Source organism: Acinetobacter silvestris (assembly GCF_002135235.1).
In the GTDB taxonomy this organism is placed as follows: domain Bacteria; phylum Pseudomonadota; class Gammaproteobacteria; order Pseudomonadales; family Moraxellaceae; genus Acinetobacter; species Acinetobacter silvestris.
This window is the reverse complement of record NZ_NEGB01000003.1, coordinates 177,173-196,260: the sequence shown is the minus strand read 5'-3', so window position 1 is coordinate 196,260 and position 19,088 is coordinate 177,173. Positions and strand designations below refer to the sequence as shown.

Sequence of the window (19,088 nt, the reverse complement as noted above, 5' to 3'; positions counted from 1 at the left end):
AGTTTCAATAATTTAAATTGCAACCCTAAGCCAAATGCTGCTCAGTTTAATTCCTATATACAGTTATCAAAATAAGCTTATTGCACTCCAAATCCATTTGGTTTTTTAGTTAACTCAATCATCATTTTTATCAATGTATAACCTACTACATTATCATAAAAATAAATATTTAACTCTTAATCCTCCATCAACCAATAAATTGATTTAAGTCATGATTTGACTATATATGAAGTTCAAATATCAAAAAACAAGCATTAAATTAGAGTTAATATTTTGTTCAGTGTTTATACGAAAACACATATCTAAATGATATGTATTTTCGTGCCACTTTATAAATGAACGCTCAGTTTTTTTGCACTATAGATATAAAACGCCCATCACTGCCTCGTTAAAAGTTCACTTTAAAAACCAAAGAGGCAAAATCTCTATCGTCAATGACACTGTATTTATTGGTACCAAAAAAACTCTGATAAGCAATTTCAGTGGTATATTTTTTCTGGTAAGTCGCAGATAATGCTGCGGCTACACTCATTTGCCCTTCTTGAAAATTTTGACTAAATCCATAGACATCATGACGGAAAATTAAACTAGGAGTGATGACGGTCGCAGCAAATAAATCATCATAATTTAATGCCCCACGTAATCGATAACCGAAAGACCACTCACTAAAAAATCCACCCTTCGCATCACAAAACTGTTCATTTAACCGATCAACCTCCTTATTACTTAAGTTGGCTGTCCCATAGGCTGTACACTTAAATTCGCCAGTTTCAGGATTATAAGCCCCTGTAGAGAGTTCACTACGACTAAATGCACTACTACGACCAATACGATTATTGCCTATATTTGCAATATGATTGGCTCCAAATTCTGCAGACCACAACAATGCTTTAGCACCCCAAAGATGAGCAATACTATCCGTCGCACCAATAGAGAACTGCGTGACAGGCAAACGTACATAACCTTGGATATATTCATCTAGCTTTGGTGCAGTACCTGGGGGTGTAAACGGCGTTTCATTGGATAAAATCTGATAATAAACCAAATCTGGACCATTCAATTGTAATGGTTGATTTGGTTTATAATTAAGCTCACTGAAAACAGTGGTTGTCCCTAATTTTCCAGTAAAACTTGCACCAAACATTTCAATATCTTCAGGATATACCGCAAAAAATGCTGCAGTATTAAAATTTTTAGCACCGAGTGCCTTCACTGTAGTAGCATCAAAATTTGCGATACGATTATGATAATTGGCATAATATATCCCCAATTCAGCATTATTTAAACTGGGTAAAGTCTGCTTCAAAGCAACACCATATTGCCCACTATCTTTGGGCATTCTATCTGCTGTTCTCGGAATATAACTATGATTTTGTAAAGCCGTATCTGACAGTTTATCACCTCCTCCTGCAATCAACATTGGACCACAGGCCGCAGGAAGTACATCCGAAATGGCAAAGAATGTCCCACAACCATCAACTACCGCTGGTCTAAATTTAAACTGATAAAAACCTTCTAGTTTCAGATGTTCATTAATAGAGGCATCAAAAGAAAACATTTCAACAGGTATAATTCTTTCTTTAGCCTCACCGCCAGGCCGAGTCATCGCTGTATAATCAACTGCACTGACTGAGTTTAAACCATTTAAGAAAAACTGTGATTTCCCCCAATTTAAACTGTGTTTTCCAAGCTTCACATTTAAAGAATCAATCTGATCTAATTCAAAATTTTTCCACACATAGGCATCCCACAGCGCAATTCCTTTAAATTTTGCAAGTGTTGGCCAAGGTGAGTCATCAAAGGCTTTTAAATCCCCATGCCCTGTTTCATACGCATGGTCATACCAATATCTCGTACTCAGTACTGCACCTTGTCGATGGCCACTCAGCTTAAACTCGGTTAAACCTTTAATCATTTGCGAAATTGCATCATGCTTACTGAAGTTAATTCGACCATCATCGGCATTTACGTCTAAACTATGACCTTCTTTTCCAATGTGATTGGCATCAGGCTTATAAAGCAGTGAAGCTGAAGAATCTTGCATACTCCAACTAGCCCCAAGGCTTAGACTGGTATTTGTTTCAAACTTCCAATCCTCATTGATATCAAAAGTTATCGCTGCTGCCTTAGATACAGAAAACATCAAACCACAAGCAATTATATATTGCATGACTAAATTTTTCTTCATTCCCTTTAAACCTATCGATTTATTCACCATATCATCTCCATATAGATATGACTTATTTTTGATTTTCTGCTGATACCAGCAAACTATTAGATTCATCTTGTTGAAGATTAACCTTCATCTTTTGTTCTTTTAACAATCGCTTAGGCATGGCAAGTAAGATGGTAATGCCGCCGAAAATGAGTAATGCACCGATAATACTAAAAGCAAAATAAATACTGCCAGTTTGCGTTTTGATGGTTCCAACCAAAGCAGGACTGACTACTGCTGCTAAACTTCCCAATACATTAATCCATGCAATTCCAAGTGCAGCTGCACTCACAGATAAATATGCAGGTGGAATTGTCCAAAAAAGTGTTGCTGCAGAAAAACAAGCTCCTCCACCTATCGTTAACAGTACAACCGACAAAATCAAATCATGCTGAACTAAACCCAATAACATAAAGCTGATTGCGCCAACAGCCATCGTTAAGGCCAAATGCCAACGACGCTCTAAATGTTTATCGGAACTTCGACAGAGTAAATACATTGAAATCAATGCACATATAAAAGGTAAACTTGAAGTAAGGCCAATATGGCGTATGTCTTTCACACCAAACTCTTGAATTAAGGTTGGCATCCAATAAGTAATCGTATTGGTTGCAGAATAAATACACAAAAACACGATCCCAATCAGATGTACTCGAGGATCTAAAAACACCTGTTTAAAAGAGCTTCGCTCTTGCCCCGTCGTCTGGTTTTCGTTTTCTAAACTGAGGCGTACAATACGTTTTTCACGTGCAGTTAACCACTTTGCTTGCTCTGGTTTATCAACCAACCAAAACCAAGTAAATACCCCCAACAGCACTGCTGGAATTCCCTCAATAACAAACAAAACTTGCCAATCTCTTAACCCTAACCAACCATCAAATGTTGCCATAATCCATGTTGCTAAAGGGCCATTAATAATACCTGCAATAAGACCGGCCATTAAAAAAATAGACGTTACTCGTCCACGTAAAAAGCTAGGAAACCAATAAGTGAGATATAAAATAACGCCGGGGACAAAACCTGCTTCAGCAACACCGATCAGAAAACGAAATACATAAAAACTGGTGGTGCTTTCAACTGTGCTCATGAGAATCGTTAAAATTCCCCACAACACCATAATTCGCGTTAAAGTTGCACGAGTACCGACTCTCTTTAAATACATATTGCTGGGTATTTCAAAAATCAAATAACCAATAAAAAATAAAGAAGTTCCTATTCCATAAGCTGCATCACTTAATAATAAATCTTCAGACATTCGTAGTTTTGCAAAAGAAATATTAATTCGATCAACAATATTTAATAAATAGGCTAAAAATATAAATGGAACAATTCGAAATATGACTTTTTTAAAGGTTGCATTTTGTTCTTCGGCACTAATGGAATCAAGCCCAATAGGTATACTTTCTTTTATTCCGTTCACATGAATCTCCTCATGTTTTATTATCAATATCCTTATTACTCTTACGCCTTGAAACAGCACAGCAATAAACTGAAGTAGCAATCAATCAACGTACTGTTGTAGTGCCTGTTCAAGCAGAGGAATGCCTATTTCACAAGCTTCAATCCCTTGTAAGCTCACAATTTTAAAAACTTCTAAAATTTGCTCTCGAGTTGCACCTAATGTGAGTGCTGCTTGAATATGTCGCTGCGTACCATGTGCCCACATATGAGTAATCGTGATATCACCTGCTATGCACAGTAATTCGATCCAAAGCGGTGGAAGCACATTACTTTTCCAAAAAGAAGTGGCTATTTTTAAAAAATCTTCTAAATACGTTGGATCCCAACAATAAAGCGTTTCCCACAGAGGATTAAAATTACCTTGGGCACGCATTTCGTCACAGATAGGGGTTTCTACTGCAAGCGCTTGAGGCTCATCAACACAACCTGCTGCTTCCAATTCTTGTTCTAGAATGGGAACACCAAATGCACAAGCATGTATACCAACAATACTTGCTAGCTTAAAAACCTCTAGAATTTCAACACGACTAGCACCCATTTTAAGTGCATCTCGAATATGCCGTTTAACACCTGATGCGTATAAATGTGTTGCGGTCACATCAATCACCAAACGAATCAATGCTACCAATTTTGGATCGAGAACATTGTTCAATTGGGTTTCTTGCACCAAGGTCATAAATGTCTCAGTCCACTCAGGCGCCCACTCTGCCATCCGATCAAAAGAAGCATCAAACAAACCTGCAGCTCTTAAGGCATTATAATTTAATGTATTATTCACTTTTACACCGACCTCGAAAAACTAAATAACAATGCCACCATTGGGACTAATCACTTGTCCGACGAGATAATGCTCACCACTTAAATACAAGACCGTACTGGCATACTCTTCAAGCGTCCCAAAACGCCCTAAAGGCACACTTTGCCAAAGTCGATTACACGCTTCTTCACCGACAGTCTCTAAATATTGATTAAATTGCGGCGTTGCAACGCCACCCGGTGCCAAGGCATTGACAAAAATATTGGCACCTGCAACCTCATATGCCACCGACTTAGTCAATGCAATCACAGCACCCTTGGTTGCACTATAAGCTGGACTATGTGCACTTTTACTGGACAATCCTGCAATAGAAGCAATATTGACAATGTGCCCAGAACCCTGTGCTTCCATTAACTTTAATGCTTCACGCATGCAATAAAACACACCATTTACATTTACTCCCCAATATTTCTCCCACTCCGCATCAGTGATCGAACTGGTAAAACTTAAAGAACGTCGTGGTTCTGGCAACGCGTTATAATCATATAAAATGGTACGACGTTGAGTGTCTAAGTCCGTGGTAGGAGTCAATGCTGCATTATTCACCAACACATCTAAAGTTCCATAGCGCTGAATAAGCTGTTCAAACATGTGACTCACTTGGGAACTTGAAGAAACGTCACACTGTATGGCCAAACACTCAGCACCGTGTTGCTCAACGGCATTTTTTGCATCTGCTAAATTCTGATCATTCACATCGCAGATCACTAGTTTTGCTTCAGCTTGAGCAAATGCTTCGGCACATGCTTTGCCTAAACCTGGCCCAACACCTGTAATTAATATAATTTTTCCTTGAAAATTCATGTTATTTTCCATTTTTAGATCGATATGCTGCATAAACTTAATCAGCATCTATCATTTTTATTGATTTCCAGAACCATCCCTTGGCTCTTCAATTAAACTACAAACTAATACCGATTCTTTTTTGTCTTTCAGTCATTTAAATTTGTCATTTGGTCATTCACATCAATTAAAATTTATAATGCTATGCAGGGGAATTTTGAATTTGAATTAATGAATAGAATCTGCCTGATGCGTAAATCATATTTTTAAGAATAAAAAAGCAAATGATCAAAAACTGCCATTTAGCTGTATCAGAACATATCTGTAATTTTTATTTTATGCTGTAAAAATGAAAGTGCCTATCTAAAAGATAGGCACTTTCATTTATTTAGTTTTAAACCAAGCTTATTTTTCAATTAAACCATTCAATTTAGTCACGTTCAGCCAATGGCTTAAAACTTAAATTTTCTGGGCCAGTGTAATTCGCACTTGGACGAATAATTTTGCCATCTTGGCGTTGTTCAATCACGTGCGCAGACCAACCTGCTGTACGTGCAATCACAAACAATGGTGTAAACATTGCTGTTGGCACACCCATCAAGTGATAACTCACTGCACTAAACCAATCCAGATTAGGGAACATATTTTTCACTTCTTTCATCACCGTTTCTAAACGTTCTGCGATGAGATACATTTTTTGATTTTCATGTGCAACAGCAAGATCATGTGCCACTTTCTTAATGACTTCGTTACGTGGATCAGCAATGGTATAAACGGGATGACCGAAACCAATCACGACCTCTTTATTCTCTACACGTTTACGAATATCTGCTTCTGCCTCATCTGCATTGTCATAGCGCTGTTGAATAACAAAGGCAACTTCATTCGCTCCACCATGTTTCGGTCCACGCAATGCACCAATCCCACCTGTAATTGCAGAGTACATATCAGAACCTGTACCCGCGATCACACGTGAAGTAAATGTAGAAGCATTAAATTCATGCTCTGCATATAAAATCAGTGAAGTATGCATGGCTTGCGTCCATTGCTCACTTGGTTGTTGACCATGCAACAAATGTAAGAAATGCGCACCAATCGAGTCATCATCTGTTTCTACTTCAATGCGACGACCGTTATGACTAAAGTGATACCAATACAACAGCATAGAACCCAAACTTGCCATTAACTTATCAGCAATATCACGTGCGCCTGCATAGTTGTGATCTTCATGCTCTGGCGTGAGGCAACCCAAAACTGAAACGCCAGTACGCATCACATCCATAGGGTGAGCAGAAGGTGGAAGTTGTTCCAAAGCCGTTTTTAGTGCAGATGGTATACCACGTAAAGCTTTAAGTTTTGTTTTATAAGCACGAAGTTCTGCCGCATTCGGCAATTTGCCATGAACCAACAAATGAGCAACTTCTTCAAACTCACTACTACCGGCAAGATCCAAAATGTCATAACCACGGTAATGCAAATCATTGCCGCTACGCCCCACGGTACACAATGCTGTATTCCCTGCGACTTGACCGCTTAGTGCTACCGATTTCTTAGGTTTAAAACCTGTTGTTGTTTCAGTTGTCATCATTCTATTCCTTGTGTGTTTTCATCTGTAGCAATCGCTTACCTGCGACTCATAAATTATTTTTACTTGTGCATTGACAATTTATTTGGTTTTGCTAAAAGAAGCATCCAAATACTGTTCGAAAGCATGATAATTAATACGCTCATAAAGCTCTTGACGTGTTTGCATGCTATCAATCACATTCTTTTGAGTACCTTCTCTACGTAATGTTTCATAAACATTTTCGGCGGCCTTATTCATGGCACGAAATGCAGATAAAGGATACAGTGCAATACTCACGTCAGCCGATGCCAACTCATCCGTGGTAAATAATGGCGTTGAACCAAACTCTGTAATATTGGCCAAAATTGGGACTTGAGTCACTTGCGCAAATTGTTTATACATTGCAAGTTCAGTAATCGCTTCTGGAAATAACATATCTGCACCAGCTTCAATGTAAGCACCAGCTCGGTCAATTGCAGCCTGCAATCCATCTACGGCCAAAGCATCTGTACGTGCCATAATCACAAAGCTTTCATCAGTACGTGCATCTACTGCGGCTTTAATGCGATCCACCATTTCTTCAGTCGATACAATCGCTTTATTTGGGCGATGACCACAACGCTTAGCACCGACTTGGTCTTCAATATGCATGGCTGCTGCACCAAACTTAATCAACGATTTTGTGGTTCGCGCCATATTAAATGCTGAAGCACCAAAACCCGTATCGGCATCAACCAACAAAGGTAAATCACAGACATCCGTGATACGACGTACATCAGTCAATACATCATCCAGATTACTAATGCCTAAATCAGGCAAACCCAATGAACCTGCCGCTACACCACCACCCGATAAATAAATTGCTTTATAACCTGCACGCTGTGCAAGTAATGCATGATTGGCATTAATGGCACCAACCACTTGTAATGGATGCTCACTCGCAACTGCATCTCTAAATTTTTGACCTGCTGTAGATTTTGACATAAGAAAAGTCTCCTTGTTTTACACTGAGTATTGTTGAATATTTCGATAGGACGCTGCGATATGTCGGCGCATGAGTAGTTCTGCAAGCTCCGCATCTCCTTCAGCAATCGCATCTAAAATTTGAATGTGTTCTGAAAATGCTTTATTCGGACGATTTGGCGTATTGGAAAACTGTACCCGATACATTCGAATTAAGTGATACAGCTCATTACACAACATATGTTCTAAAGTTTTATTGCCACAACTTTTAATAATGCAGTAATGAAAGTCATCCTGACCTTCCTGCAAGTAGTAGCCTTTGCCCTCTTTAAAATCTTGATCTTGAGCATGTAATTGTAAAAGTGCTCTTAGGGTTAAAATTTTTTGTTTATCTATACTTTGTGCGGCCAAACGGCACGCTAGACCTTCCAAATTTTCCCGAATTTGATACAGCTCTAATAATTGTTGTTGAGACAAAGAGACTACACGTGCTCCAACATGTGCAGTTCGCTCAACTAACTTTTGACCTTCTAAGCGATGAATCGCTTCACGTAATGGCCCACGGCTAATACCATACGTTCGAGCTAATTCTGGCTCTGATATTTTACTGCCAGCTGCAATTTCACCACTGACTATCGCCATTTGAATCTTTCTAAAGATCTGATCGGTTAAAGTCTCTGTTGAGACTGGTTTAATCGATTGCGCAGAGATGGTCATTCGCTATATTGTCAACAATTAAATAAAATCACACTATAAATAAGCTAATTTAAAATAAATTTCAACAGTATTGTCGACAATATTAGAAATATAATCAAAAAATGATAAAGAAATTTTAAAATGCAGGAATAAACTTCAGGATATGGACTTGCGCACCTAATTACTGATTTCTAAAAAAGATTACCTAATATTTTAATAAAGCTGCTTGGATTTCTATTGCAAGCGATTCATAAACTAGATTCAAATTCAGATTTTCTATGATTGCGCTAATATTAAGATTAATAAGTTTAATCTGTAATGACAACTGCTCTCTATAACTACTTTTCCTGAGGTCTAAAAAACCACCCAAAAGTAGATGTACATCAATAATAATTTTCAATGAAATAAATAATTTATTTTGCTACAGTAAGATAATTTTAATTAAAATATCTTAGCAATAGATCTCTTTCCTAAATCAAAAAATGATCTTCTTTTGGATTAATATTCATATATAACATTTCAGAACTATCGTGCATAATCTGCGGATAAAAGTATGCTACAACTCAAGGTAGACCTCCAAAGTTAAGTGGGGAGGATCAAGTTCTGCTTTGTATCAGCTATTGGCGGGAATACAGAACTTTATTTCATGTTGCTACTAGTTACGAGGTTTCAGAGCCCACAGCCTCAAGAGTTATACGTCATGCTGGAAGACAGTTTGATTTAGTCGAATCTTTTTAGTTTACCGAAGAATTTACCCAAAGATGAAGGCATTGACTGGGATGTTGTGATCGTAGATGCCACGAAAATTCCAATATAAAGGCCTAAAAACAGCTATAGCAGTAAGAAAAAGAAGCATACCTTTAAAGTCCAGGCCATTATTCACTACAAAATTCAGCAAATACTGAGTTTATATAGCAGTCGTGGCTCGGTGCATGATTTCGAGTAATTCAAACGTAATTTACAACAGATTCCTTTTAGGGGCTTTTATCCTTACAGATGAAGGTTATCAAGGAGTTTATAATGTTCATTCCAATAGTCTATTACCTTTGAAGCCAAGAGACGTTGTAAATTAAATCCTGCACTAAAAGTCTATAATCGAGAAATCAATAAAAGGAGAATAGGTATTAAGCATGTATTTGGTCGTCTAAAAACTTTCAAGATACTTATACTGAACATTATCGAAACCGAGGTAAAAGACTCGGTTTGAGATTCAATTTAATTGCTGGAATTTACAACATTGAGTTGAGTGCAAAATGATTTATGAAAGAACTCTAATCATGTAATTTAATATCCCACGAATAAGCTAATTTACCGTACAGTATATTTTTTTAATCGATAATCCAGAGCTGCTCGGCTAATACCCAATACACGGGCTGCTTCAGAAACATTCTGATTCGCTTTTTGCATAGCAATCAAAATCAATTGCCTTTCATGATCTTCCAGACAAAACCCATCCTGTATCATTGCATTTAAATCTACGTTTTCAGACTTTGGCTCAATATCTTGTTTAATTTGAGGAAATAGATGATTAAGTTTAATTTCCTGCTGATGATCTGTCAGTAAGGTCGCTCGCTCTAATAAGTTTTCCAATTCTCGAATATTCCCAGGCCATTCATAGGTCATTACAAAATTTTTAGCTCTATCACTTAAACCTTTTAAAGTCTTGCCATACATATTTTCAAAACGTAATAAAAAGTGCGTAATCAATAAAGGAATATCATCACGGCGCTCACGCAGTGGTGGAATAATAACGGGAAAAATATTCAAGCGGTAATATAAATCCGTGCGGAATCGTCCCTCTTTCACGGCTTGTTCCAAATCTTCATTGGTGGCCGCAACTAGGCGTACATCCGCCTTTCGAGTTTGATGATCACCGACGCGTTCATATTCTCCCTCTTGTAACATTCGCAATAAAGCAGCTTGTGCACGTGGTGAAAGCTCAATCACTTCATCTAAGAAAATAGTCCCTTGATGAGCACGTTCAAACTTTCCACTTCGGGTTTGCGTTGCGCCTGTAAACGCACCTTTTTCAACCCCAAAAAGTTCGGCTTCAATTAAATCTGGCGGAATACAAGCACAGTTTACCGCAACAAAAGGCTGACCTTTACGGGAACTGCCTTCATGAATCCCTCGTGCAAACGCTTCCTTCCCTACGCCTGTTTCACCTTGTAGCAATACAGCAACCTTACTGCCCGCGGCTTTTTTCAAAAGGTCACAGACTTTACGATAAGCCACAGATTCACCAATCGAATTAAACATGGTGTAGTCTGCTTCTACATCGGTATAGATATTTTTCTTTAACTCATTCAATTCAGCTTGTAAGGCAATTAATTCATCCGAAACAGGATCGGGGGACATAAACTGAATCAATTCATCGGCATTTTGCCATTCCTTTAGGGGTTTACCAACAATACGACAGCAATCATCCCCTTTGGCTACACAATGGGTTTCTTGATAAATAATGGTCTGTCCCATGACAAAACTGCTATAACCGCAAGCATAGCCCAATAACATCCAACAAGCAGATTCTTCAGAAGCACCGAATTCACTTAAATGAACTTCAGCTTCAAAAGAATTACGCCAATTAAAATCTGCATAAAATTGATGTTTGTCATGACTTAATTGCAGTTCATTGACTTCAACTTGTACCATGCCCCGAATACCATGCATCTGTGGGCCAGCCATAAATGCTTCTGCTTCATTTAAATTCGGACGTAGCTTAGAAGTGACTTCGGCATCTCGTACACCTGCCTGATAGCCCAAGCGAATAAAAAATCGTTTGGTACGTTCCCAACCCAACATGTTGTATAAGTCTTTTCTTAAAAAACCCATGATGCTGGTATGTAGCAACAACATGCGGTTTTCTTCAAACCAAATTTTGCCATGCTGGCTATCAAACTGAATTTTATCCAATAAATCTTGAATATCTTTATTTTTTTCCAAAATTTGAGTATAAAACTTCGCGTCTTTGGCTTGAGACATGACTGAATATCCATCCTTGGCTATAGGTCGATTCCTTATCTTACTCAATTCCGACCAAAAAGCGGCACTATCTTATGGCTATAACTTTATACCATTAAAGTACTTTTGAATTAATATTTTAAAATCATATAGATATAAAAATCCTCAAGTCACAGAACACATTGAAGCACGTTCATATATTTTTAGCTTTGCACCCCATCCATTCATGATTTGATGAAACCCGATATTTCGATATTCATCATTCGATGAAGTTCTATTTCTAAAATTAATTTAAAAAAAAATACAAAAACTATAAACACATGATTAATAAACATTAATTAAAGTTGGCATGACTTTTGATATATCACAAGCAAGGAACAAAAAATTGCGTCACAGCTGAAATGATTTCAGCGTAGAGATAAAAGGATTATCCCAATGACTCAAACCCTACAACCAGATCAACTGACCAAATATATTCGTATCACAGGTGACCGTAATGCCAAGTTTGTTGAATTTGACTTCGCAATTCATGACCCAACGCTGTTTGTCGAACTGATTCTTCCTCAGCAGGCTTTTCAACACTTTTGTGAAATTAACCATGTCATTGAAATGACCGCTGAGCAACAAGCTTGGAATGATGCACAAGAAGATAAATGGCGTTATGGCGTTGAACCCACCATTTTAAGCCAAGCCCGTGAACATTTAGATCAAGAAGATCAATCTTAAGCCCATAAGGAAATCGTGATGACTTTAGAAATTAAAACATCCAATTTAGAACCTATTCGTCAAACCTATGCCTATATCGAACGTCGTTTTGGTAAAAAACCTGCGACGCGTTATCAAGAAGTCAGTTTTGACATCCAAGGTGCGACCAATTTTCATTATCGTCCCTTATGGAAACCAGACAAAATATTAAATGATCACACTCATACTGCTTTGCAAATGCAAGATTGGTATGCGTTTAAAGATCCACGCCAATTTTATTATGGTGCGTATGTGCAACATCGCGCGCGTTTACAAGACACGGCCGAAAGCAGTTATTCATTCTTTGAAAAACGTCATTTGGTGGAAAATTTAAGTGATGAAGTGAAACAGAAAATCATCACTTGTTTATTACCCTTTCGTTATGTCGAACAAACCGCCAACCTACACATGATGTCGGGTAGCGCTTACGGCTATGGCACAGTCATTACCCAAGCTTGTATTTTTGCAGCCATGGATCGTTTGGGCATGGCGCAATACTTGTCTCGGATTGGTTTACTTCTGGATGGCAATACAGGCGACTCATTACAGCAAGCCAAAGATGCTTGGATGAATGATGCCACTTGGCAACCACTGCGTAAGCTGTGTGAGCAAAGTTTAACTGAACACGATTGGTTCAAACTGTATGTCCTGCAAAATCTACTTATCGACAGCTTAATTAAAGAACTGGTTTACGGTGAACTAGATCAATGGTTAGTTGAACACGGCGCACGCGATGTAGCAATGCTGACCGAATTTATGACGGACTGTTTAACCGATTTACGCAAATGGTCAGACCCAGTTTTTAAAACAGCGGTGGCTGAATCTGAAGAAAATAAAGCTCTTATTCAAGGTTGGATAGACACTCTGTTACCCGAAGTCACAGATGCTTTTAGTGCGTGGGCAAATACGGCGCTTGGGACTGCATCAATTGACAATGGCTTAGCCGTGATTGCAGAACGCAGTAAAAAAGCGGGTTTAACCCTCGAATTAGATTCAGTTGCATAAGGATACGCAGACATGAGCTCAAAAGTTTATTTGGCATTACAAGATAACGATACTTCACGCTACATCATTGAAGCGATTGAGCAAGACAATCCAGAAGCCACGATTCAATATCTTCCTGCCATGATTCGTGTGGAAAACCTCGGAAAATTAGTGGTTCGTGCTGAAACGGTTTCTGAAAAACTGGGACAAGATTGGGATATTCAAGAGTTGCAACTCAACATGATTACCCTAGGTGGCAACGTTGATGAAGATGATGACACTTTTACCTTGCAGTGGAATTAATCCCACACGGAAAAAATATCAGAAGCCAAGCGCTTCAACAGATTGAAAAGGATGATCAAGAAGATGAATAGCCAAGCAAAAAGTGCGACCAAAACTGCAACTAAAAAAATCAATGCGAAAGACCGTTACCGTATGTTGACTCGTGATCTGGATTGGGATTTTTCCTATGCAGATCGTAAAGAAGCTTTTCCTTACGAAGAGTTCGAAGGCATTAAAATTACAGATTGGTCAAAATGGGAAGACCCGTTCCGTTTAACCATGGATTCGTACTGGAAATATCAGGCAGAAAAAGAGAAAAAACTGTATGCCATTTTTGATGCATTTTCTCAAAATAACGGTCAGATGAATGTCAGCAATGAACGCTATCTCAATGCCATCAAACTGTTCTTAACCGCCGTGACGCCACTGGAATATCAAGCCTATCAAGGTTATGCGCATGTCGGCCGCCAATTTAGCGGTATCGGTGCGCGTATTGCTTCACAAATGCAATCTATTGATGAACTGCGTCATGTCCAAACGCAAATTCATGCTATGAGCCATTACAACAAGTTCTTTGATGGCTTCCAAGACTGGGCACACATGCATGACCGCGTTTGGTATCTGTCTGTACCAAAATCTTTCTTTGAAGATGCACGTTCAGCAGGCCCATTCGAGTTCTTATTGGCGATTAGCTTCTCTTTTGAATATGTGCTGACCAACTTATTGTTTGTCCCATTCATGTCAGGTGCTGCCTATAACGGTGACATGGCCACTGTAACCTTTGGCTTTAGTGCGCAGTCAGATGAAGCACGCCACATGACATTAGGTTTGGAAATCGTCAAATTCTTACTAGAACAGCATGAAGATAACGTTCCAATTGTTCAGGAATGGATTGATAAATGGTTCTGGCGCGGTACTCGCCTGCTGTCTATTGTTGGCATGATGATGGACTACATGTTGCCAAATAAAGTCATGTCTTGGAAAGAAGCTTGGGAAACCTATTTCGAAGAAGCGGGCGGTGCGTTATTTAAAGACCTCAGCCGTTACGGTATTCGTATGCCAAAATATTCAGACGTGATTGTGAAAGAAAAAGAGCATATTTCACATCAAGCATGGTGGATTTTCTATAACTTTGGTCATGCTGCAGGTTTCCATACCTGGATTCCAACCGATGAAGAAATGGATTGGTTATCTGAGAAATATCCAGATACCTTTGATAAATATTACCGTCCGAAATGGGAATTAGCGCGTAAGTTAGAAGCTGAAGGGAAACGCTTCTATAGCAATGGTTTACCGCAACTGTGTCAAATCTGTCAGATTCCAATGACCTTTACTGAAATGGATGGCGACCCAACCATGTTTAGCTACCGCGACAGTATTTATAAAGGTGAGCGTTACCACACCTGTTCAGACGGCTGTCATGACATTTTTGAACGTGAACCTGAAAAATATATTCAAGCGTGGTTGCCAGTGAACCAAATTCTACAAGGCAACTGTGGTGGTCCAGATTTAGAAAGCATTTTACGTGACTATTACAACTTTAACGTCGGTGCAGACAACCTTGATATTGAAGGTTCTCCAGACCAAGAGCGTTGGAGAAAATGGAAAGGTCAAACCGCTTAAATAATAAAGGATCAGAAGTCATCTCATGAATAAAAATTTCGGGATGGCTTCACACAAGGAATTTAGGAGTTTTCTCATGCCAGTACAAGCCATTCAACAACATTATGAATTTGATGCACGTGATGCACAAAAAAATTACGGCGACAACATGTTGCTCTATGTGGGATGGGATCATCACACTCTCTTTTGTGCCGCACATGCTTTTGTGGTTTCACCACAACAAAGTTTACAAGACTTGATTGATCAGCAAATTCAGACGGGTTTCAATCAACATCCAGACTTTGAACATATCAATTGGTCAACCGTACAATTCACTTTGAATCGTCAACTTTTAACAGATGTGGACTTTTCTAAAAGCTTGGCTGATTTAGGTTTTGATCATAAATCTCTACTGCGCTTTGTGACGCCCGGTTTAAATGGCTACAACGGCACGCATGTATAAGGGAGAAGCATCATGAGTTATCAAGTCACGATTGAACCTGTGGGCATGACCATTGAAGTCGAAGAAAATCAAACCATTTTAGACGCCGCTTTACGTCAAGGCGTTTGGTTACCCTTTGCCTGTGGGCACGGCACATGTGGCACGTGTAAAGTTCAAGTCACTGACGGTTTTTATGATGTCGGTGAAGCCTCCCCTTTTGCGCTGATGGATATTGAGCGTGAAGAAAATAAAGTCCTCGCCTGTTGCTGTAAACCTGAATCTGACATGGTAATTGAAGCCGATGTCGATGAAGATGAGGATTTCTTAGGCTATTTAGTCCAAGACTATCAAGCCAAAGTTTTAGAGATCACACAACTGTCACCGACCATTAAAGGGCTACGTTTACAGATTGACCGTCCAATGGAATTTCAGGCTGGGCAATATATCAATCTTCAATTACCAAATATTGAAGGAACACGCGCATTTTCTATCGCGAATTCACCAAGCGAAGAAGGCATTATTGAACTCCATATTCGTCAAGTACAAGGCGGTGCAGCCACTACGTATGTACACGAAACCCTGCAAGTGGGCGATGAACTAGAGGTTTCTGGGCCTTATGGACAGTTCTTTGTGCGTAAGTCGGATGAAAAAGATGCCATTTTTATTGCAGGTGGCTCAGGTTTATCTAGCCCACAATCCATGATTTTGGATCTATTGGAACAAGGTGATAACCGTACTATTTATTTGTTCCAAGGTGCGCGTGATGTTGCTGAACTGTATAACCATGAAATCTTTGAAAAGCTTGTGAAGGACTATCCTAACTTCCGCTACATTCCAGCACTGAATGCACCCAAAGCAGAAGATCACTGGACAGGATTTACAGGTTTTGTACACGAAGCCGTGGCCGATTATTTTGAGCATAAATGCAGTGGTCATAAAGCCTATTTATGTGGCCCACCACCCATGATTGATGCTGCCATTTCGACTTTAATGCAAAGTCGCCTATTTGAAAAAGATATTCATACCGAGCGCTTCTTAAGTGCCGCTGATGGCGCTTCTGACCAATCTCGTTCAGCTTTATTTAGGCATATTTAAGCATTTATATCATGGCTGATATCTCAGATACTGCTAATTTGCACTACCGCAATGATCTGTTTCATTATCGTTACTGGTCATTTCATTCTATTTTTCATACATCAAAGGAGCTGATGAACCACCTAGAAATAAACCCGCTGATTAAACCAAGATATGTAAATACAACTAGTTCATCGTTTTTTAGCCAGTAAAAGCGATTGAAATACATGAAATTTAATACCGAGTTCGTAGAAAACTGAACTCAAGCGCTAATTTCTGACATAGAACGTCGCGACACAAATAACTGATTTTTGTTCATAAAAAAGGAATTCTTATGAGATTTAAACAAATAGCGTTGGTATGCTTTATTCCAACCTTATTACTGAATAGCACAGCTTTTGCAGCGCAAACACAAAAACCAAATATCTTACTGATTGTTGCCGATGATTTAGGTTTCTCCGATACAGAACCGTTTGGTGGAGAAATACATACACCTAATCTTAAAAAGTTAGCCACTCAAGGGGCTGTCCTTTCTAATTTCTATGCAGGCCCGACCTGCTCTGTCACCCGTTCCATGCTACTGACTGGCAATGATAACCACCAAGCGGGTATTGGCTCTATGAGTGAGTTTTTACAACCTAAACAAAAAGGCAAACCGGGTTATGAAGGTCGCTTAAATGACAAAGTCATTACCATTGCGGAAGTCTTAAAGCAAAATGGATATGCAACGTTCATGGCAGGAAAATGGCACTTAGGTGGAACACCTGAAAGCATTCCTAGCGCACGTGGCTTCTCTAACTCTTTTGCCCTTCTCCAAGGTGGAGCCGCACATTTTGACTCTAGTCCAATGTTCCCGGGCAACTATAAAGCGCGCTACTTAAATAATGGAAAAGAAGAAGCCTTACCTGAAAAATTTTATTCATCTGATTTTTATACAGATAAAATGATTTCTTATCTCAAAGATCATCGGGAAAAGAATCAGCCTTTCTTTGCCTAATTGATCATCAGAAAATTTACAGTGGTTTTATCAATGGTACAGCTCAACGACTGAATCAACATATTGGTTATAGCGGCTTGCCCGTTGAAATAATCAATCGGGCTAGTTGTCTTGCAGCATTTACAATATTTCATAAACAGCGAATAAACTAGTCGTTTCAGGCAAAATTGAATCACCAACCGCTCCACCTTTCAGACCAACCAATCCTCATTAAAACTTCAAGTAGTACTTTATTATATATGTATCACCTTATTTTTGAGGTATTAGTATTTTCACTTTGTCAAAAACTTATCAGAAATATTGTTATTTTTCAAAATGCTACCCAAGTCTAACAAAAAATAAAATGTGACAAATAAGCAAAAAAGACCTATAAGCATCTGATAAACTTATAAGTCTTTGATTTATATCTGGTAGGTATAAGCAGACTCGAACTGTTGACCTCTACGATGTCAAAGACAGGCTAAATAATTTAAATACAATTACTTACTAAATTCCTGACGTATTCCTGACACAAAATTAAAATTATCAAATTTAATATCATTCACTTAGATTCTATTTCAATATCTAGAAACTCCCCTTTTAGCACACCATCTACCCTGATAATTCCTTAGCTATATTCGTCATTGTCTGTATTACACATAATTTAATAACAATAATGGCCACAGTCTCAAAAAAGGGCTTTTAAGCTGCTTTTGATGATTTTTGAAAATTTCAGGTGAGAATTGAAAGTGGTTAGAATTGTTGAGTTTTTATAAATTACTATATAAGTATCTAATATATATAAATTAATAGTTAAAATAAAATTGTTAGATTCTAGCTAGATTGAAGTAAAATTCAACCTCGAAAAAAGGTTAGGTCACTCAACCAAATATCTATTTGTTTTATAACATAATTTTGTGTTTTTTCGGATTTACTCAACAGCTTTGTACCGCAACATTGTTAGAATTATATTTATTAAATATCAGATACTTAAATACATAAAAGTCACGATTTAGTGGTCTTGTACCTCAATCTGAAGTTTCATTTTGATTTGAAATTTGTTTTAGAAAAACATGCGTTGTAGCAATCTGTAGAATTGGTGTGGAATATTGTAGAACTAATCTTTAAGTCATTTTATGTGCCCTATACCACTACTGGTATGGCTTAAATGGTCCATGATCATCATCAAAAATCTGTTGAATACTCGACACATTTACTGTGCAGGTGAGGTGGGGGGTCAACCGCCCGCGTTGAAACAGAGAATATGCAACTTGGCACATTCTCTGCGTTATTTAAATTATTTATGGTTTAGGTACGAGTTGCAGCGTGATCTCATGGATTTGTAGATGCAAACTGCACATGATGGCATTGAACTCATCACTTGGCAGACCATCATCAAAGTGCATACGTGTCATGGCTGCAATGTGTTGCTCAAGCCTTTGTATTGAGTCGGTGACATTTTCCAATAAGTCTTCTGTTGTGCGTGGTGTATGGCTTGAAGCTTTTAATAATGGAATCATA

At 38.5% G+C, this 19,088-nt stretch carries 16 protein-coding genes and 1 pseudogene; 8 read left to right on the top strand and 9 right to left on the bottom strand.

The window, feature by feature from the left end:
• Nucleotides 1-388: 388 nt before the first annotated feature.
• From B9T28_RS07110 to B9T28_RS07080, 7 genes are all read right to left on the bottom strand, one after another.
• Complete coding sequence (locus B9T28_RS07110; protein ID WP_434057124.1) at nucleotides 389-2,170, bottom strand: DUF1302 domain-containing protein; 1,782 nt, start codon at nucleotides 2,168-2,170, stop codon at nucleotides 389-391.
• A gap of 70 nt (nucleotides 2,171-2,240) precedes the next feature.
• Nucleotides 2,241-3,635: an MFS transporter gene (locus B9T28_RS07105; protein ID WP_086203299.1), complete on the bottom strand. Its 1,395-nt coding sequence runs from the start codon at nucleotides 3,633-3,635 to the stop codon at nucleotides 2,241-2,243.
• Between the two features lie 81 nt (nucleotides 3,636-3,716).
• The gene (locus B9T28_RS07100) at nucleotides 3,717-4,454 is read right to left on the bottom strand and encodes a carboxymuconolactone decarboxylase family protein (RefSeq protein WP_086203298.1); all 738 of its coding nucleotides are present in this window, start codon (nucleotides 4,452-4,454) and stop codon (nucleotides 3,717-3,719) included.
• 21 nt (nucleotides 4,455-4,475) lie between these two features.
• Nucleotides 4,476-5,297, bottom strand: a complete 822-nt coding sequence (locus tag B9T28_RS07095; RefSeq protein WP_086203297.1) for an SDR family NAD(P)-dependent oxidoreductase — start codon at nucleotides 5,295-5,297, stop codon at nucleotides 4,476-4,478.
• A gap of 409 nt (nucleotides 5,298-5,706) precedes the next feature.
• A complete protein-coding gene (prpC, locus tag B9T28_RS07090) occupies nucleotides 5,707-6,864 on the bottom strand; it encodes a bifunctional 2-methylcitrate synthase/citrate synthase (protein WP_086203296.1) in 1,158 nt (385 codons plus the stop codon).
• A gap of 78 nt (nucleotides 6,865-6,942) precedes the next feature.
• A complete protein-coding gene (gene prpB, locus B9T28_RS07085) occupies nucleotides 6,943-7,827 on the bottom strand; it encodes a methylisocitrate lyase (RefSeq protein WP_086203295.1) in 885 nt (294 codons plus the stop codon).
• An 18-nt stretch (nucleotides 7,828-7,845) separates the two neighbouring features.
• On the bottom strand, nucleotides 7,846-8,523 hold the full coding sequence (locus B9T28_RS07080) for a GntR family transcriptional regulator (protein ID WP_086203294.1): 678 nt from the start codon (nucleotides 8,521-8,523) through the stop codon (nucleotides 7,846-7,848).
• A 570-nt stretch (nucleotides 8,524-9,093) separates the two neighbouring features.
• Between B9T28_RS07080 and B9T28_RS15140 the strand changes: the two are divergent.
• Nucleotides 9,094-9,240, top strand: a pseudogene (locus B9T28_RS15140) (helix-turn-helix domain-containing protein); the annotation flags it as partial.
• 570 nt (nucleotides 9,241-9,810) lie between these two features.
• Here the strand turns inward: B9T28_RS15140 and mobR are convergent.
• Complete coding sequence (mobR, locus tag B9T28_RS07065; protein ID WP_086203293.1) at nucleotides 9,811-11,484, bottom strand: phenol degradation transcriptional regulator MobR; 1,674 nt, start codon at nucleotides 11,482-11,484, stop codon at nucleotides 9,811-9,813.
• A gap of 414 nt (nucleotides 11,485-11,898) precedes the next feature.
• Between mobR and B9T28_RS07060 the strand changes: the two genes are divergently transcribed.
• The 7 genes from B9T28_RS07060 (at nucleotide 11,899) to B9T28_RS07030 (ending at nucleotide 17,588) form a co-directional block, all read left to right on the top strand.
• Nucleotides 11,899-12,189 (top strand): phenol hydroxylase subunit, encoded by a 291-nt coding sequence (locus B9T28_RS07060; protein ID WP_086203292.1) that lies wholly within the window; start codon nucleotides 11,899-11,901, stop codon nucleotides 12,187-12,189.
• Between the two features lie 18 nt (nucleotides 12,190-12,207).
• Nucleotides 12,208-13,212, top strand: coding sequence for an aromatic/alkene monooxygenase hydroxylase subunit beta (locus B9T28_RS07055; RefSeq protein ID WP_086203291.1), 1,005 nt, complete (start codon nucleotides 12,208-12,210; stop codon nucleotides 13,210-13,212).
• 12 nt (nucleotides 13,213-13,224) lie between these two features.
• The gene (locus B9T28_RS07050; RefSeq protein WP_086185130.1) at nucleotides 13,225-13,494 is read left to right on the top strand and encodes an MmoB/DmpM family protein; all 270 of its coding nucleotides are present in this window, start codon (nucleotides 13,225-13,227) and stop codon (nucleotides 13,492-13,494) included.
• Nucleotides 13,495-13,557: 63 nt separating this feature from the next.
• Nucleotides 13,558-15,096, top strand: a complete 1,539-nt coding sequence (locus tag B9T28_RS07045) for an aromatic/alkene/methane monooxygenase hydroxylase/oxygenase subunit alpha (RefSeq protein ID WP_086203290.1) — start codon at nucleotides 13,558-13,560, stop codon at nucleotides 15,094-15,096.
• Between the two features lie 76 nt (nucleotides 15,097-15,172).
• Nucleotides 15,173-15,538: a phenol hydroxylase subunit P4 gene (locus B9T28_RS07040; protein WP_086203289.1), complete on the top strand. Its 366-nt coding sequence runs from the start codon at nucleotides 15,173-15,175 to the stop codon at nucleotides 15,536-15,538.
• 12 nt (nucleotides 15,539-15,550) lie between these two features.
• A complete protein-coding gene (locus B9T28_RS07035; RefSeq protein WP_086203288.1) occupies nucleotides 15,551-16,612 on the top strand; it encodes an NADH:ubiquinone reductase (Na(+)-transporting) subunit F in 1,062 nt (353 codons plus the stop codon).
• A gap of 313 nt (nucleotides 16,613-16,925) precedes the next feature.
• Nucleotides 16,926-17,588 carry a sulfatase-like hydrolase/transferase gene (locus B9T28_RS07030; RefSeq protein ID WP_086203287.1) on the top strand — a complete coding sequence of 221 codons (663 nt, stop codon included), beginning with the start codon at nucleotides 16,926-16,928 and terminating at the stop codon, nucleotides 17,586-17,588.
• A gap of 1,280 nt (nucleotides 17,589-18,868) precedes the next feature.
• Here the strand turns inward: B9T28_RS07030 and B9T28_RS07025 are convergent.
• The gene (locus tag B9T28_RS07025; RefSeq protein WP_086203286.1) at nucleotides 18,869-19,087 is read right to left on the bottom strand and encodes a hypothetical protein; all 219 of its coding nucleotides are present in this window, start codon (nucleotides 19,085-19,087) and stop codon (nucleotides 18,869-18,871) included.
• Nucleotide 19,088 lies beyond the last annotated feature (1 nt).

Coding starts and splice junctions, on each gene's coding strand:
- B9T28_RS07025 (WP_086203286.1), bottom strand. CDS start 19,087: ATGATTCCATTATTAAAAGCTTCAAGCCATACACCACGCACAACAGAA.
- B9T28_RS07055 (WP_086203291.1), top strand. CDS start 12,208: ATGACTTTAGAAATTAAAACATCCAATTTAGAACCTATTCGTCAAACC.
- prpC (WP_086203296.1), bottom strand. CDS start 6,864: ATGATGACAACTGAAACAACAACAGGTTTTAAACCTAAGAAATCGGTA.
- B9T28_RS07060 (WP_086203292.1), top strand. CDS start 11,899: ATGACTCAAACCCTACAACCAGATCAACTGACCAAATATATTCGTATC.
- B9T28_RS07035 (WP_086203288.1), top strand. CDS start 15,551: ATGAGTTATCAAGTCACGATTGAACCTGTGGGCATGACCATTGAAGTC.
- B9T28_RS07040 (WP_086203289.1), top strand. CDS start 15,173: ATGCCAGTACAAGCCATTCAACAACATTATGAATTTGATGCACGTGAT.
- B9T28_RS07080 (WP_086203294.1), bottom strand. CDS start 8,523: ATGACCATCTCTGCGCAATCGATTAAACCAGTCTCAACAGAGACTTTA.
- B9T28_RS07030 (WP_086203287.1), top strand. CDS start 16,926: ATGAGATTTAAACAAATAGCGTTGGTATGCTTTATTCCAACCTTATTA.
- B9T28_RS07045 (WP_086203290.1), top strand. CDS start 13,558: ATGAATAGCCAAGCAAAAAGTGCGACCAAAACTGCAACTAAAAAAATC.
- B9T28_RS07050 (WP_086185130.1), top strand. CDS start 13,225: ATGAGCTCAAAAGTTTATTTGGCATTACAAGATAACGATACTTCACGC.
- B9T28_RS07095 (WP_086203297.1), bottom strand. CDS start 5,297: ATGAATTTTCAAGGAAAAATTATATTAATTACAGGTGTTGGGCCAGGT.
- mobR (WP_086203293.1), bottom strand. CDS start 11,484: ATGTCTCAAGCCAAAGACGCGAAGTTTTATACTCAAATTTTGGAAAAA.
- B9T28_RS07110 (WP_434057124.1), bottom strand. CDS start 2,170: ATGCAATATATAATTGCTTGTGGTTTGATGTTTTCTGTATCTAAGGCA.
- prpB (WP_086203295.1), bottom strand. CDS start 7,827: ATGTCAAAATCTACAGCAGGTCAAAAATTTAGAGATGCAGTTGCGAGT.